15 protein-coding genes are annotated in these 14671 nt (G+C 55.5%); 7 read left to right on the top strand and 8 right to left on the bottom strand.

The genetic code is table 11. The annotated features are described in order from the left end of the window. Positions 1-57: 57 nt before the first annotated feature. The 3 genes from dut (at position 58) to CRD13_RS01180 (ending at position 2808) form a co-directional block, all read left to right on the top strand. The gene (dut, locus tag CRD13_RS01190; RefSeq protein WP_049173041.1) at positions 58-510 is read left to right on the top strand and encodes a dUTP diphosphatase; all 453 of its coding nucleotides are present in this window, start codon (positions 58-60) and stop codon (positions 508-510) included. A 118-nt stretch (positions 511-628) separates the two neighbouring features. After that, positions 629-1408, top strand: coding sequence for a DUF3710 domain-containing protein (locus CRD13_RS01185; RefSeq protein WP_069358721.1), 780 nt, complete (start codon positions 629-631; stop codon positions 1406-1408). 134 nt (positions 1409-1542) lie between these two features. After that, positions 1543-2808, top strand: coding sequence for a class I SAM-dependent RNA methyltransferase (locus tag CRD13_RS01180; protein ID WP_187401176.1), 1266 nt, complete (start codon positions 1543-1545; stop codon positions 2806-2808). On the opposite strand, the gene CRD13_RS01175 is transcribed toward CRD13_RS01180, so the two are convergent. Both CRD13_RS01175 and CRD13_RS01170 read right to left on the bottom strand, forming a co-directional pair. Beyond that, entirely contained in the window at positions 2809-4110 is a 1302-nt protein-coding gene (locus CRD13_RS01175; RefSeq protein WP_069358719.1) for an HRDC domain-containing protein, read from the bottom strand. A gap of 40 nt (positions 4111-4150) precedes the next feature. Further along, positions 4151-4705, bottom strand: a complete 555-nt coding sequence (locus tag CRD13_RS01170; protein WP_016422661.1) for a DUF3000 domain-containing protein — start codon at positions 4703-4705, stop codon at positions 4151-4153. 170 nt (positions 4706-4875) lie between these two features. Here CRD13_RS01170 and hemE point away from each other — a divergent pair, with 170 nt between their 5' ends. The 3 genes from hemE to hemQ all read left to right on the top strand — a co-directional run bounded on the left by hemE (position 4876) and on the right by hemQ (position 8352). Next, entirely contained in the window at positions 4876-5985 is a 1110-nt protein-coding gene (gene hemE / locus CRD13_RS01165; protein WP_101688166.1) for a uroporphyrinogen decarboxylase, read from the top strand. Positions 5986-6090: 105 nt separating this feature from the next. Beyond that, positions 6091-7569 (top strand): protoporphyrinogen oxidase, encoded by a 1479-nt coding sequence (gene hemG / locus CRD13_RS01160; protein ID WP_101688167.1) that lies wholly within the window; start codon positions 6091-6093, stop codon positions 7567-7569. 84 nt (positions 7570-7653) lie between these two features. After that, the gene (gene hemQ / locus CRD13_RS01155) at positions 7654-8352 is read left to right on the top strand and encodes a hydrogen peroxide-dependent heme synthase (RefSeq protein WP_049173031.1); all 699 of its coding nucleotides are present in this window, start codon (positions 7654-7656) and stop codon (positions 8350-8352) included. 91 nt (positions 8353-8443) lie between these two features. Here the strand turns inward: hemQ and msrB are convergent, their stop codons facing one another. The 3 genes from msrB to CRD13_RS01140 form a co-directional block, all read right to left on the bottom strand. Next, the gene (gene msrB, locus CRD13_RS01150; protein ID WP_048733231.1) at positions 8444-8869 is read right to left on the bottom strand and encodes a peptide-methionine (R)-S-oxide reductase MsrB; all 426 of its coding nucleotides are present in this window, start codon (positions 8867-8869) and stop codon (positions 8444-8446) included. Next, a complete protein-coding gene (locus tag CRD13_RS01145; RefSeq protein WP_070827430.1) occupies positions 8862-10118 on the bottom strand; it encodes a glycosyltransferase family 87 protein in 1257 nt (418 codons plus the stop codon). Before CRD13_RS01145 ends, msrB begins: the two co-directional genes overlap by 8 nt. Positions 10119-10261: 143 nt before the next feature. Next, a complete protein-coding gene (locus tag CRD13_RS01140) occupies positions 10262-11074 on the bottom strand; it encodes a dihydrofolate reductase family protein (RefSeq protein ID WP_049193029.1) in 813 nt (270 codons plus the stop codon). A gap of 103 nt (positions 11075-11177) precedes the next feature. On the opposite strand from CRD13_RS01140, the gene CRD13_RS01135 reads away from it, so the two are divergent. After that, positions 11178-11675, top strand: coding sequence for a ferritin (locus tag CRD13_RS01135; protein WP_070438323.1), 498 nt, complete (start codon positions 11178-11180; stop codon positions 11673-11675). A 67-nt stretch (positions 11676-11742) separates the two neighbouring features. Here CRD13_RS01135 and CRD13_RS01130 read toward each other — a convergent pair whose 3' ends face one another. Genes CRD13_RS01130 through CRD13_RS01120 form a run of 3 tightly spaced genes read right to left on the bottom strand, consistent with a single transcriptional unit; the run spans position 11743 to position 14616 of the window. Next, positions 11743-13641, bottom strand: coding sequence for a radical SAM protein (locus CRD13_RS01130; protein ID WP_083325623.1), 1899 nt, complete (start codon positions 13639-13641; stop codon positions 11743-11745). Further along, positions 13634-13930: a hypothetical protein gene (locus CRD13_RS01125; protein ID WP_070438326.1), complete on the bottom strand. Its 297-nt coding sequence runs from the start codon at positions 13928-13930 to the stop codon at positions 13634-13636. Before CRD13_RS01125 ends, CRD13_RS01130 begins: the two co-directional genes overlap by 8 nt. Next, positions 13927-14616 carry a hypothetical protein gene (locus CRD13_RS01120; RefSeq protein ID WP_040360643.1) on the bottom strand — a complete coding sequence of 230 codons (690 nt, stop codon included), beginning with the start codon at positions 14614-14616 and terminating at the stop codon, positions 13927-13929. Before CRD13_RS01120 ends, CRD13_RS01125 begins: the two co-directional genes overlap by 4 nt. Positions 14617-14671 lie beyond the last annotated feature (55 nt).

Genomic DNA, 14671 nt, shown 5'->3' with positions numbered 1-14671 from the left:
CTGACAAGGCCGAAGTGCGGTTCTTAAAAGACGCGACAGCGAAGGATATACAAAGAGATGACTTATGCCCCGGTGCAAGTGAAAAAGCTCGCTAAAGACGCTGTGATTCCCCAGCGTGCGCATGCCGATGATGCCGGTGTGGATTTGAGCTCAGTGGAGGATGTCATCCTAGCACCAGGGCAGCGGGCGCTCGTGGGAACCGGTATTGCCATTGCTTTGCCGGCGGGCACAGTGGGATTGGTTCATCCTCGCTCCGGATTGGCTTTCAAAAAGGGGCTGTCCATCGTCAACGCACCCGGCACTATCGATGCCGGTTACCGTGGTGAGCTTAAAGTCTGCCTGATCAACTTGGACCCGACCAATGCGGTGGAGATCGCCAAGGGCGATCGAATTGCCCAATTGGTTGTGCAGAAGGTCGAGCTCAGCCCGATGGTGGAAGTCGATGAACTCGATGAAACTGAACGCGGTGCGGGCGGTCACGGGTCAACCGGAGTGTCCACGACGCTTTAAAACACCTCTGATAGCGCGGGGATCCTACTAAGTGTGGTTCAATGCGTGAAGAGCTCAATAAAGTGTTTACAAAGGCGTATACAAAGATTTCTTTTTAGCGAGGTGTCAATAAACCACCATGTGGCCATTTGGAAAGAAGAACCAGCCAGAAGAACCAGCTGCTGAGGCAGAGGCCGTTACCACCGACTCTGCGGCGCCAGCTTCTGAGGAGGCTACCGCAACCGTGCATGACGACGCGTCGGAAACCGCCGCGGAGAACGCACCAGCAAACGGCCCCTTCGATATCAACAGCGCTAGCCCGACGCAGTTTGATTTTTCGGACTTCGCGAAGGCCAGCCTGAACCTCGGTTCGATGCTGCTGCCTATTCCTCACGTTGGTGATATTCAGGTGGAGATGGGGCCGACAGGTCCAACCATGCTGCACGTCGCCACTGAGAATGGCCGCGTAACTCCTGTAGCATTCGCTGCTCCGACGTCGGGCGGTCTCTGGGAGGAGTCCGCTCAGGAAATCAAGGACGGTCTTGAGTCCGATGGCCTCGATGTCCATGTCGAGCAGGGGCCGTGGGGTTCTGAGGTCGTAGGTCGCACCTCCGACATGGAAATGCGAATCATCGGCGCCGACGGCCCGCGTTGGATGCTTCGCATGACGGCCTCCGGTCCAGCTAATCGGGCGGAGGAACTCGCGGACCTCGCCCGCGGTCTCCTTGCCCGTAGCTTCGTCTCTCGCGGTGAGAACCCGATGCCAGCAGGTCAGCCGCTTCCGGTTACGCTGCCGTCCCAGATGGCCGAGCAGATTCGTCAGGCATACCAGCAGCAGACCCAGGCTGCCCAAGCTGAAGGTGAACCCGGGCAGGTGCCAGGCGCTACTGGTATCAACCCAGATGGCTCCACCAATTAGTTTGGTCAACCCGCCAGCAGAGAGAAGCTAGCTGCTTGACCAGTTAGAAAAGGATCTGCAGGCGCGACTGTGCACTGCCCGCCGCCGTCACCCGACAGCGGCTTTTCTCTTGTCAGCGGGTAGTATCACACTGCGTGAACATCGAAGTGACTATTGACCGTCCCGCTGCCGGCGGAGAATTCATTGCCAGCTACGACGGACGAATCGGTTTCGTCACCGGCGGTATCCCCGGCGAACGCGTTGTTGTCGAAATTGCCAAACCTGATGCCAAGCTGTGGCGCGGCAATGTCGTTGAGGTTCTGGATGCCTCAGAGCATCGAATTTCGCAGCGTTGCGAAGCAGCTCAGCAGGGCGCGGGCTGTTGCGACTGGGGTTTTATTGATCCTGAGCACGCGGCGCGTCTCAAGGCTGATGTCTTGACCGATTGCCTGCGCCGTCTTGGACGTTTCACCGCCGACGAGCTGCCAGCTATCGATGTTCTTCCACTGGCTCCGACCTCCCGTTGGCGCACGCGCGTGCGGCTGGGTGTGGATTCCCAGGGACGAGCGGGATTACGGCGTTCCCGTTCCCACGAGCTCGTCATCGGCTCCGAGTGCGTCCAAACAGTTCCCAATCTCATCGCTGGCTTTTCGACGGCCGGAACCATCCCCGCCGCTAAGCCTGCTCGCGGTCGCGGGAGCAAGAAGCCGAAGCCAGGAGAACTCCATGTGGCCATGGACACGGAGGGTAACCGAAGTGCTGTGTACGTTTCCGGCAGCGGCAGGAACCGCAAGCAAACGGTGATTGAAGGCGAGCCAACCACACAGCACACTGTTCACGGAATCACTTTCGATGTGCCGACTACCGGTTTTTGGCAAGCCCATTGCCATGCCCCTGAGTTCTATGGATCGCGCATCATTGACCTGTTGGCCGGTCAGTCTTTCTCCTGTGGTTGGGATCTTTACGGTGGCGCAGGCGTTCTGTCGGCGGCACTTCGCAAGCTTGTTGACGCAGAGGGCTCAATTCTCTCTGTCGAGGGTTTTGCAGCGGCAGCGACGGCGGGGCGCAAGGCCTTCACTGCAGCTGACCACAGTGCGAATGCGTCGCCTGCGGCACCAGTCCGGTTCGTTACTGGGGATGTCGCCGAAGTAGTGCGCCGCGAAGTTGCTAATGAGGAAACTCCAAACCCGGATATCGTTGTTCTCGACCCTCCGCGCTCCGGTGCTAGTAAGGATGCCATTGCCGCTATTGCTGAGGCAAAGCCACGCGTGGTTGTACATTTCGGTTGCGATCCGGCGACTTTTGCCCGCGATGCCCGGTACTGGGCTGACTACGGCTACGCGTTCAAACACCTCGAGGTCGTGGACGCATTTGGTCTAACGCATCACTTTGAAACCATCGCAGTGCTGGAGCAGCTGTAGCTAGAGTGGCTGCCGCATGGGCGCAAGAACGTTGGCGCCGATCACGTCGGCAAGCAAATGTGCCTGCCATGGGCGGAAACCCTGTTCGCTGAGGTGAGCGGAGATTTCGGTAACGGCTGGCAGGCCGCCAGCGTAGTTGTCGTGGTGGCGGAAAACGAATGAGCCGACTGCGCGGCTGTGAATCCACCACACCAGTTCACGTGTCTGCGCGGAGGTAATGAGTGTGTCTTTGCGCAGGTGGATTTGGGCACAGACGTTGTCGATGCAGTCTCGCGTGGTTTCGAAAATTTCGGCGGCTTGTGGGGCATGCTCAGCCCAACGTCGAAAGTGGGGCATCTGGTTGGGAGCCTGCTTCTGGGGCTTCGGCCATGACGACCTGGGTTCCTGACGGGCTTCATTAACGACCTTCAACCAAGCGTCCGCGGCACCGCGACGGCGACGTGGAAATCCACGGATTGCAGTTAGTTCACGCTGCGTACCGGGGAGTTGTTCTGCGATTGTACGTAGAACGCTGTGACCCATGACGTGTGTTGGGGAGACATCACGGCGCTGCGCGATTTCGTCACGCTCAGTCCACAGTGCACGGGCGACGTTAAGTTGTTCGGGAGTGCGCAGCTTCCCAATCCCTTTGAGCCCCTGCCACGAGTGTACGACGTGCAGACCATCGAGGTATTTACGGTTTAGAGCGAGTTCGCGTTCGCATTCCTGTTCCAGCCATTCCAAACGGTCGAGCTCAGTCAGCGCCTGACAAAGAACCTCGGCGAGTTCGATGAGCAGCTCGACATCCAAGGCTGCGTAGTCCAGCCAATCTGCTGGCAGTGGACGAGTAGACCAATCCTCTCGACCGTGCCCCTTGGCAAGTCCAACTCCGAGGAGTCGCTCTGTCAGAGCTGCTAAGTTGACTCGCTCCAGGCCGAGAAGGCGGCCGGCCAGCTCAGTGTCAATGACTTTGGTGGGGTAGAGACCCAGAGCTGCGAGGCAGGGAAGGTCAGAATGAGCGGCGTGAATAATCCAGGTCAGGTCGTTGACTGAGGAACCGAAAACGGCCATCGCCTTGCGACCATCTTCGGGATCGATGAGAAAGGTGCCCGCTCCACGGCGGCGAAATTGAAGCAAGAAGGCGCGGTCGTCGTAGCGATATGCCGAAGCTCGTTCAGTATCGACTGCGAGCCAACCGTGTCCTTTGGCCAGCTGCTCACCGGCGTCAATAATGTCGTCGATGGCAGAAAGCACGCGTGGAGTTCCCTCGGCTGGGGCAAGTCTTACTTCTACGTCGGGACTAGTTTCCACGTCGGAGCTCATCGCACGCCTCTTCGGTCGTCGGTATCAGCAGTCGCCGGTATCAGCCCAGCAGGGAAACGCCGACGGGTGGCAGACCAGCGACGTTCGCTAGTACCTGAGCGAAGGATTCAACGTGGGTGCGCAGGTCGGTGCCACGAGCAGTCCACGATGCGCGCATTTCTAATTGAAAGGCCTGTGGCTTGCCGCCGATCTCGCCATAGCGGACAGAGTTCGTAGTAGTCACCGTGCCACCCAAGTTCGACAGTTCGGCGTTGTTCTCAGCCAGAGCCTCGGTGAGCCATTGCCAGGCAACCTGGGGAAGCAACGGATCTTCCGCGAGGGAGGCATCCATATCCGCCTGGATGTATGCAACCAAGCGCATGTCACCGTCCCAGGTTTCCTCACTGCGGGGGTCATGGAGCAAAATTAAACGACCAAAGGCATCGTCGTCCGAGGACTCGGGGACGATATCAGCTTCGGGCTGCGTGACCTCAAGCGAGACAGCGTGGCTAAACGGTGCCAGCTTCTGCGGTGGCCGAACGGTGCCCAGAGCAATCTCAGGTCGCAGTTCAGCAGAGTGCATTGACTGGACCGCGGCGCGGAAGTTCTGTGGCATTGAATCGGTTCCATTCACGCGCCTGAACTTAGCCATATGACGCTTGCGTTAGTGGGAGGCGCGCCGAAAAGAGTGGGAAGCGACCAAGCGGTTTGTTGAAAACGCACAGCAGGGCGAGTGATTTCCCTGCTCTTAGTACCCCACACATCAATTTTTAAGGTAAGTGGGGCATGATTGTCAGTATGAACAATCGTCGCACTTTGACTGATGCCCCGATTCTTGATGCAGCTTACGGTCGAACTCCTTCGCGCCGCCCGGTGTGGTTTATGCGGCAAGCCGGTCGTTCACTGCCCGAATACCGTGAGGTGCGCAAGGACATCGGTATGTTGGACTCCTGTTTCCGTCCGGAACTGCTCGCTGAGATTACTATGCAGCCGGTACGTAGGCACGACGTTGATGCTGCGATTCTTTTTTCCGATATCGTCGTGCCGCTGAAGGCTGCGGGTGTCAACCTGGATATTGTTCCTGGCCGCGGTCCAGTAATGGATACTCCGGTGCGCTCGGAAGCAGACATCAAGGCTCTACCGGAAGTCACGGAAGAGCAACTCGCTCCGGTGGCCGAGGGTATCGGCCTCATTCTGCAAGAGCTGACTGATACCCAGGCACTCATTGGTTTCGCCGGTGCACCGTTCACCTTGGCGTCGTACCTGATTGAAGGCGGTCCATCCCGCAATCACGAGCGCACTAAGGCGCTGATGCACTCGGACCCTGAATTGTGGGATCACCTGATGCAGAAAATCACTCCGATGGTGATTGCTTTCCTGCGCGCGCAGATTGGCGCTGGTGTGGACGCTATTCAGCTCTTCGACTCCTGGGCTGGCTATCTCACCGAGCGTGATTACCGCCGCTTTGTGTTGCCGTACTCGAAGGAAATCTTCCAGGCTGTCGCCGACGCTGGCATTCCGCGCATCCACTTCGGTGTGGGCACCGGCGAGCTTCTCGGTGCGATGGCTGAAGCCGGCCCAGAAGTCATGGGCGTCGACTGGCGCGTGCCACTGGACGTTGCTGCCAACCGCATTCGTGCCACGCTTTCCGACGTTCACCGAGGCGCAGACCCGGCGGAAAACAGCCTTGCATTGCAGGGCAACCTTGACCCGGCGATTCTCTTTGCCGGTGAAGATGCAATGACCCAAGAGATTCAGCGCATCTGCTCTGAGGCGGACCGTGCAATTAAGCGTGGTGACGCCCGTGGACATATCTTCAACTTGGGTCACGGGGTGCTACCGAATACCGATGCCGACGCGATTACGCGCGCCGTTGAGATCATTCACGCAACGTAAAAGCCGACGCAACAGGCGTGTAAAACACGCACTAGCTAATTTCCTACAAGTCTTATCGACCGTGCCCGCTCGAGGCGCGGGCATAGAGAAAGCGTACGAAATACCGTGGTTGCACAACCTTCTACCATTGCCGTCATAGGTGGCGGTATCTCCGGCCTGACCGCAGCGTATGAGTTGCGTAAAAAGCTCGGACCCGCCGCAAGAATAATTGTCATCGAGTCCAGTTCACAGGTTGGCGGCAAGCTGAAGACTCGACCAGGAGCTAACGGCCCTCTTGAAGCGGGCGCTGAGGCGTACCTTGCGTTCCGTCACGATGCCACCGAGTTTTTCAAGGAACTCGGTTTGGCAGATCAGCTAGTCGCCCCTTCGGGGCTGCCTTCCAAGCTCTACATTGGCGGTGAACTCAAGGACCTTCCGCGTAACACGGTCACCGGTATTCCAGGAAGCTCAGAAGGGTTGGGCTACCTCCTCAGCGAGGCCAGCCTCGCCAAGATTGATGCCGAGTCGAACCCCGAGCTCACTCCAGCCTTGCACTGGGTACTGGGAGACGACATGAATGTCGGCCAGCTGGTCGCGGCGCGGCTCGGTGAGGAAGTCGTTGACCGCATCGTCTCCCCGCTGCTCGGAGGCGTCTACTCAACCACCGCATACGACCTGGGCCTGCGTGCGACCATCCCACAGCTGGCGGCAGCGCTTGATGAAATGGCCAGTGCCGGTGATCATGTCAGCCTCACCGGCGCTGTCCAGCGCGTTCTGGAAGCACGTAAGCAGGCGCAGCAGGCGCGTCTGAGCAGTGAGGCTGCGACAGACTCGACGAAGACGAAGCGGCCGGTGGTCTTCCAAACGTTCCGCGATGGCTTCGAGGTTCTCTACAACACGCTTGTCGACGAATCGGCAGCCGAACTCCTCTTGTCGACGAAGGCTACTGGTCTGCGGCAGCATGACAACGGCTTTGAGGTGACAGTGGAACTGCCGTCGGAAAGCGGCACGAGCATTAGCACTATCGACGTCGACGGTGTTGTCGTGGCGGCACCTTCTGCAACCACATCGGAGCTGTTGAGCAATCTTGCGCCAGAGGCGGCCGAGCTCATTGGTGGGGTAGACACGTCGAACTCGGCGGTGGTCGGTATGTGTTTCGACTCGTCGGAAGGACTGCCGGAGATCAACGGCGTGTTGTGCGAGATTGGTGCTGACCTGTCCGCGAAAGCTTTTACAGTGTCGTCCCGGAAGTGGCCACATATTGGTGAGCGCTACGGTGCCGTTGTGAGGGCAAGCTTCGGCCGTTTTGATGATGACTCGCACGTGCATCGTAGCGACGAGGACCTCATCGCCAGGGCAAAAGCAGATTTGGCTAAGGCGACTGGCTTTGATGCCGAACCGACAGCGGTTTTCGTCCAGCGTTGGTGGGCGGGGATTCCACGCTTCGATATGGGGCATGGAGGCCTGATGGATTTTGCTCGCCAGGATTTGGCCGAGGTGCCTAAGCTTGCAGCAACAGGGGCGTGGCTCAGTGGCCCGGGCATTCCGGAATGTATCTCCAACGCCAAGGCTGCGGCCAGCAAGATTGCTGCGGAGCTGGCATAAAGCTGCGAGATTGGTGCTGAGTACGAAACTGGCGCTGACCCATCGTTTTTAAACAAACCTTTCAACCGAACTAGGAGACAACTAATGACCAAGCTCGATTTCAAGAAGCTCAACGACACCATCCGCTACACCATGTGGTCTGCCTTCAAGGTGACCCCAGGTGCACTCGGTGATAACCGCGAAGAGGCAGTGGCTAAGACCAAGGAATTCCTGGCTCGTTACGAAGACACTGATCTGATCATCCGTGGTTTCTACGATGTTTCGGCCATGCGTGCTGAAGCCGACTTCATGTTCTGGATCCACGCAGAGAAGCTGGAAGACCTGCAGGCGTTCTACAACGCCTTCCTGCGCGAGACTCCGCTGGGCAAGGCATCCACTCCGCACTGGTCGAACGCTGCGCTGCACCGTCCAGCTGAGTTCAACAAGTCGCACCTGCCGTCGTTCATCATGGGTGAAGAGCCGGGACGATGGATTGCGGTTTACCCCTTCGTTCGTTCCTACGACTGGTACCTGCTGGAGCCGACCGAGCGACGCCGCATCCTTGCTGAACACGGTATGGCCGGTCGTGACTACCCGGATGTGCGCGCCAATACTGTCCCGGCGTTCGCACTCGGTGACTACGAGTGGATCCTTGCATTCGAGGGGCCGGAGCTCGACCGCATTGTGGACTTGATGTGGAAGATGCGTTACACCGAGGCTCGTCTGCACGTCCGCGAAGAGATTCCGTTCCACACGGGACGTCGCGTCGATGACATCGCAGAGATCATCAACGTTCTGCCGTAGCTCACGCAATCAACGAGAGAATCAGCAGCGCCGCTGGTCAAGCCCCGTTAACTGACGGGATTTTGACCAGCGGCGCTGCTTCTCTATCTAGTTATTCAGCCGTCTTGTCCGGTTCGAGCGTGAGTGAAATTGAATTGATGCAATAACGCAGGTCGGTCGGAGTATTGTATCCCTCACCCTCAAAGACGTGGCCGAGGTGAGACTTGCAACGACTGCACAGCACTTCGGTACGGACCATACCGAGGCTGGTGTCTCGGCGCTCAATAATCCGGTCTCCAGCTAGTGGAGAGAAGAAGGATGGCCAACCGCAGTGAGAGTCGAACTTCTCGTTCGACCGAAACAGCTCGTAACCACAGGCCCGGCAGCGGTAGACACCTTGAGTCTTGGTATCGGTGTACTCACCGGTGAAGGCGCGTTCAGTACCTGCCTGACGCAAAACCTGGTACTCCGCGGCACTGAGGCGTTCGCGCCATTCTTCTTCGCTCAGATTCCAGTCTTCGCTATGCGAATCAACCATTCTGAATAGCCTCCTCAGACTTGAGATCAGATTCCTGATTAGACTTCCTGCCTGCTATCTTCCAGTCGCTCAGCCAGCTGAAGCCGGATGCAAAGCTACGCCCATTGACGGCATCCACAATCGTCATTCGAATGAGTGCTGCCGTGATGGAGAGAATAAGAACGGCCCATCCAATACCGCCGATTGCAACCGTGAACCACGGGAAAAAGAGGTCATCTTCATCAATCCACCAATTGGCGTAGAAGAAACAGAGTACGACTCCGAGTCCTGCGCCCCAATTCAACATGACTGTCGAACCAATATTTCCTTCATTGTCGCGAGCCAAAACCAATGGGCGAAGCACGGTGAGAACCATTGGCAAGAGCGTCATCGAGTAGTACTGCTGGCCCAGGCTGGAAAGGAAGAACGCGCCGGTGAAGAGAACTCCGGAAGTCGTAGCAATCCAGAATATCTCATCCCTTTCGAGCCAGCGAAGAAGGAGCACGACGGATACCAAGACGAAAATGCCGAAAAAGATCTGCCACAGCAAAATCAGGGTCGGATGGGCACCTAGCCAAACAAGCTGTCCAGTCAGTGAAGCATTTGCAAAGTCACGGACAACTCCCAGGTAGGGGACGGTGATATCTAGGTAGTCACGTGGTTGGACCATGAGCGGCCACGCAATGACATTGGCTGCAATTACCACTCCGATACTGGTCAGTACCGTAGAGAACTGCCTGCGCATGAACGGTAGGAACAGCATTGGCAAGAAAACAGGTTTAATGGTGATTGCGATACCGATGATCAGGCCGGCCAGGATATTGCGCCGCTCGGTCAGAGCAATAAAAAACAGCACTAATGCAAGGAAGAGTGAACCGTTGACGTTCGTAAAATCAAGGGTGTTGGTAACGGGTTCCGTGAGGTAGAGCAGTGCTATCGACGCTGGAATGATGGGGCCAGAGCGCGCAATACCAAGCCACCTCAGCAGCAATACAATTGCCGCAATGATTGCAGCTGACTGAAACACCGCAAACCAGATTCGGCCCGATTCAAGCGAGCCGAACAAATCAATCGGGGCTAAAAGTAGGGTAGCGCCTGGGGAATACAGATAGTGCGGATCGGCTGTTACGTAGTCTTCCGAATAAACGGGTACCTGCGATACGAATCGATTAATTGCCGACCAGACGGTCGTAAAGTCATCTGTGCCAGAAACGTCTTTCGGCAAAACCCAGGTGCGGTGAAAAATCACCACAGCTGCGATAGGCCACAAGAAAGCGCTGAGTCCTCGCGACACGTGCCGAGACAGAGGGCGTGGAGCCACCGAATTTGTCTCTGGCGTGTCCTTGGACGTTTGCGTTAATGCCGTTGCGCTTGCGCTCACGTCGATTTTTGGTTTACTCACAATACTCCACCCTACTGGGTGAAGCTGCGGGAATAGCGTAGGAAGATGTGTGAGTCGGAACGTAGGATATCCCGCACTTCAAAAGCCTGCGGGTTCGTCGAGTTCGAGTCCTCATCAGGGTCGTTCTCGCCGAAAGTCAGGGGGCCGTTACCCACCCACATCGGCGACAATGTCAGGAACAGTTCGTCGACGCACCCCTTTTTGAATGCTTCTCGATACATCGTCGATCCACCCTCTACGACAATGTCCCGATACCCATGTTCAGCCAGCCACGTTAACGCCGCTTTTACCGAGGGGTTAGGGAACTTAACGACGCGAGCCCCGGCCGACTCCATCTTTTTAGCTTTGTTCTTGTGAGCGGCTCTTGCCTCTTCATCATTAAAAGCATCTTTAGTCGGGGTGAAGATTATCGGAGGATTGACTTCTGCATTCGCGAAAAAGTCAGATTTTATATCTAAATCCAACGAGCGCGAAAGTGTGGACATCGCCACGTGCTCGGAGCGACCTAGCTTCTGTCGAACGGCCTCTAGGTACTCCGGTATCTCAACTGGCCCGTACCCCTCGGACGCAATGGTGCCTGTACCAACGAAAACGACGTCGGCAAGCGCGCGAAGCGTGTTGAAAACCGTGGCATCGGTGTCGTTGCCAAGCTGGCCAGAGGTGCCTTCGACGGCGCCGCGTCCGTCCAAGCTGGTGACGGCGATGGCCGTGACGGTGGAGGTGTTGTGAGACACCGCCGCTGTATCATGTGTCGTTTGCGCAGGTCGAGAAAGAAACTGCAGAATTTCGTCGGTCGATGGGCTTACGGAGGTGAGTGTAGCCATACCGCCGAGGTTAAGCCGACGATTGCAGAATAGGCAAGGCCTGGCTTATAAGGGAAGTATTATAATCGTTGTCATTTATAAGGATTGGACTTATAGTAGGGGCATGCGACTAACAGATACTCTTGAGAAGGCATTCAACGACCAGATCACTATGGAGCTCACCGCTTCCCACGTCTACCGCCAGCTGGCAATCGAACTGGACCTGCTGGATTTCTCCGGCATGGCAGAGTGGATGCGTGCACAGGCGGATGAGGAAGTTGATCACGCGAACCAGTTCATCGCACACCTCGATGCTCGCGACAACCACCCGCAGATTGGTGCTGTCGACGCACCGGAGGTGAAGGTCACTTCCGCAATCGATGCATTCCGCATTGCTCTCGAGCATGAAGAGAAGGTTTCGGCATCTATCCGTAACCTCCGCAAGCTTGCTGATAGCGAGGGTGATCTCGACTCCCGCCCGCTGCTGGACAGCTTCGTGGTTGAGCAGATTGAGGAAGAGGACACCGTGCGTGGCATCATCGGTCGCCTGGAGATTGTTGGCGACAACGGTGCTGGCCTGCTGCGTATCGACCGGGAGCTTGGCGCTCGCGACGCAGCTTAACGTCAAACTCGATTTGTGAGTTCGAAAAGAGAAGACCGCTCCAGGGAAGTTCCTGGGGCGGTCGTTTCTATGTAGCCTGAATATCAATTGACGGATCTGGCTTCCAATCAAACCGAAATTCGTGGAAGGGAAGATTCACCGTTTCCAGGTGGTAGAACGCGTTTTTGGCGTGCTTTGCGTAGTGGTATTCACGAGCTTTGATCGTTGTGATCGATAAGAGATTGCCATAATCGGGAAGGAACGTGTGTGCGTACTGCTTGAAAAACCCGGTTAAATCCAAAATCCAACCACCTTCCGCGCGAGTCAGTTCTGCGGCATAAAAATCGGTCGTGGCGACGTGCTCCATCTTTGTTCGGGCCTCGTCTCCATAGACAACGAGATTGTCACGCAAGAGTTGTACCCGGACCGCGTTAATTGCGCCGTCGCCTGCATTCAGTGCCCAAAGGTCGTCTGCGACAAACACCTTGATGCTATCGCTAGGCGAAATATTGGCCTGGGTGATGCGACCATAGAGTCGGCTGGAGAACAAGTCACAGGACGCCTCGTTGACATGGAGACGTATCGCACCTTTTCGGAACAACGTTGCCAAATTAGAATCGCGGTTGATAATCGATGTAATCGAGTTCTTCTCTTCGAAGAGCTCGGGATTAAACTCAATTACTCGAGGAACTGACAGGTCATCGTAAATACGCGGCTGGTTTTGTCGAATGAATGAGTCAACAAGGCGGCGCGAAACTTCCGGCTTGGGCGGAAAGCGATGTGGTTGGGCGCGATAAAGCGCCTTCTGGATACCGCAGGTATAGGCCTTGTCCTGCTGGGTGTTGTTGCGTTGAATTGGACACCCGGCATGGCAGAGATAGAAATACTCACAGCTAATGCAGTCACTGGATAGAGCAGGATTGGCCCGCTCATAAGCGCGAATGGCATCGCCGCCGCGCGTAATCAACTCAGGCATTCCCAGTTGGAGAATATTGCCAAACTTCAAGTCAGGTTCTGCCTGACCTCTGTGGCACGGGTAAACGTCCCCGTCCTTCTGCACTAGAAAGTTATTGGTGCCGCAATTGATCTGATTAGTGCAGTAACCGTGGGTAAATTCCTTGAACCACTCATAATAAATGGCTTGTTCGAACTTTGTGCCTTCGAAATGGAGCCGCAAAGCTTCGAAGAATTCAACCATTTCCTGCTGGTTGAGCTGGGAAGTGTAGTCCGACTTCACGCTATCGTAGGCAAACATGATGTAGAAGTCGGTAACCATGTCAAAACCATGTTCATCGAGCCATTCAATATCATGAATAAACTCGTCGATGCGTTCGAGGTGTTCTTTCCCAACTACGCAGCTTATCTGCTTGCGGAATGGATATTCACCAAGGAGCAAAACATTGTTAATTGTTCGCTTGAGGGTCGATTTCCCCGCCTTGGTTGTACGCAGTTTCTCATGCAGGCTAAATGGCAAATCAAAGCTGCCTGAAATGGAAACTTCGAACTCCTCGTAGAGGGGCCTTAATTTATCGAAGTTGTACAGATTGGTTTTAATGTGGATCGCTGCGCCGTTGCTGCCTAAAGCTTTGAGCTGCAAGCGATACTTAGAGCGATACTCCGTATATGCGTTGAACAGGTCGCGCAATACAGATGCTGGCAAAGTCGAAATTTCCGCACCGTGCAAAAGTAACGAGCTGATGAGGATTCCCTGGTGATCCAGATGGTTCGCAATGCGATTGAATTGTGACACTACATCCGAAGGATTGTCTTTGTTCTCGGTGAGATCGCCCAGGTAGCAGTAACTGCACCCAAGATTGCAATACTGGTTAGGAACAAAGGTCAGCTTAATTGCTTTGTGGTGAAGTCTGAATCCAGCTTTAGTGGTTACAGCTGCTTGAAAAGTGGCGTTGTCCGCAGCAGCGGTCTCATCAAGTGCTGGCACGCCGACGGTAGGAATCGTCGGTAACGGAAGTATTGTCTTAGCCATTATTATTGTTGTTGTTATTGTTATTGTTATTGTTGTTGTTCGAGTCCCCGCCGTCTCCGCTGTCGCTGCCGTCACCGAAATTTAGAGCGTCGCACCAACCGTTGGTAAAACTTCCTGTTTCAGAGAATGGACAGTCAAAGTCCGACTGGTCGAAATAGTCCGGAATGCTGCCGTCGCCACCGGTGCTCGCACCTGTACCGGTACGGTTATGGCCGCCAACGTCTGCAGTTCGCCGATATTTTTCCAGCTCATTTAGTTCTTCGTTTTCCCACGACTCATAGTTCGTCATTTTGCATCGGCCTTTTCATTCTTAGGACGCAGGCTAACTACCAGTGCGTTTGGTTGATTTGGAAGGTATCGTGTCGGCAGGATGGTCCCCGGGGTTACCGCTGCCGCCTCGTAATTCATTAACACCATTGTCTTAGTGACAGAGTAGGGCTCACCATGCGCCGGGAAGACAGACAGTCCAAGTTCATATTCATTGAGGCCACGAACTTTTCGTCCGGTGTCTTTGATGTATTTCACCTGTGAGTAAGTCGGACGTCCTCGTAGATCAGCCTCTAACATTTCGCGATCAAGAATTCCATCGCGAATCTTGACTTGGTTCAGGAAATCTTGAGCCCGTTTCTCATGCCTGCCGCGGGCAATCTTGACCTTCTCCGGTCGGTCTGGGCGGTACATCACAGGGACGAGTATGCCTTGCTGCAGGAGGGAGTGCTTATGTTCCGGTAGTTGACGGGTCAAAACCGACTTAAAGTGGCTCCCATCTTGTGCCTCGACTGCCATCTGCATGATGACCGTGTAGTAACCCTTCTTATCGGGCTTGCCGGTGACGCTGAAGGATTCGATCTGTCCAACACCAATATTCGCCTGTGGCCACTCCACAGGTTTATCGGATCCGCGGAATTCAACAAAAAATACTAAAAGGGATACAAATACGATAATAACTGCGAATATAAGAAAGTCGCCTACCACTTTATTTACTCCAGGTAATGGTCGAAACTGTGGTTTGGATTAAAGGCAAACCAAA

Source organism: Corynebacterium sp. LK26 (assembly GCF_014335085.1).
GTDB classification, from domain to species: domain Bacteria; phylum Actinomycetota; class Actinomycetes; order Mycobacteriales; family Mycobacteriaceae; genus Corynebacterium; species Corynebacterium jeikeium_D.
Note: the sequence above shows the minus strand (reverse complement) of the source record. Positions and strands in the feature narration are given on the sequence as shown.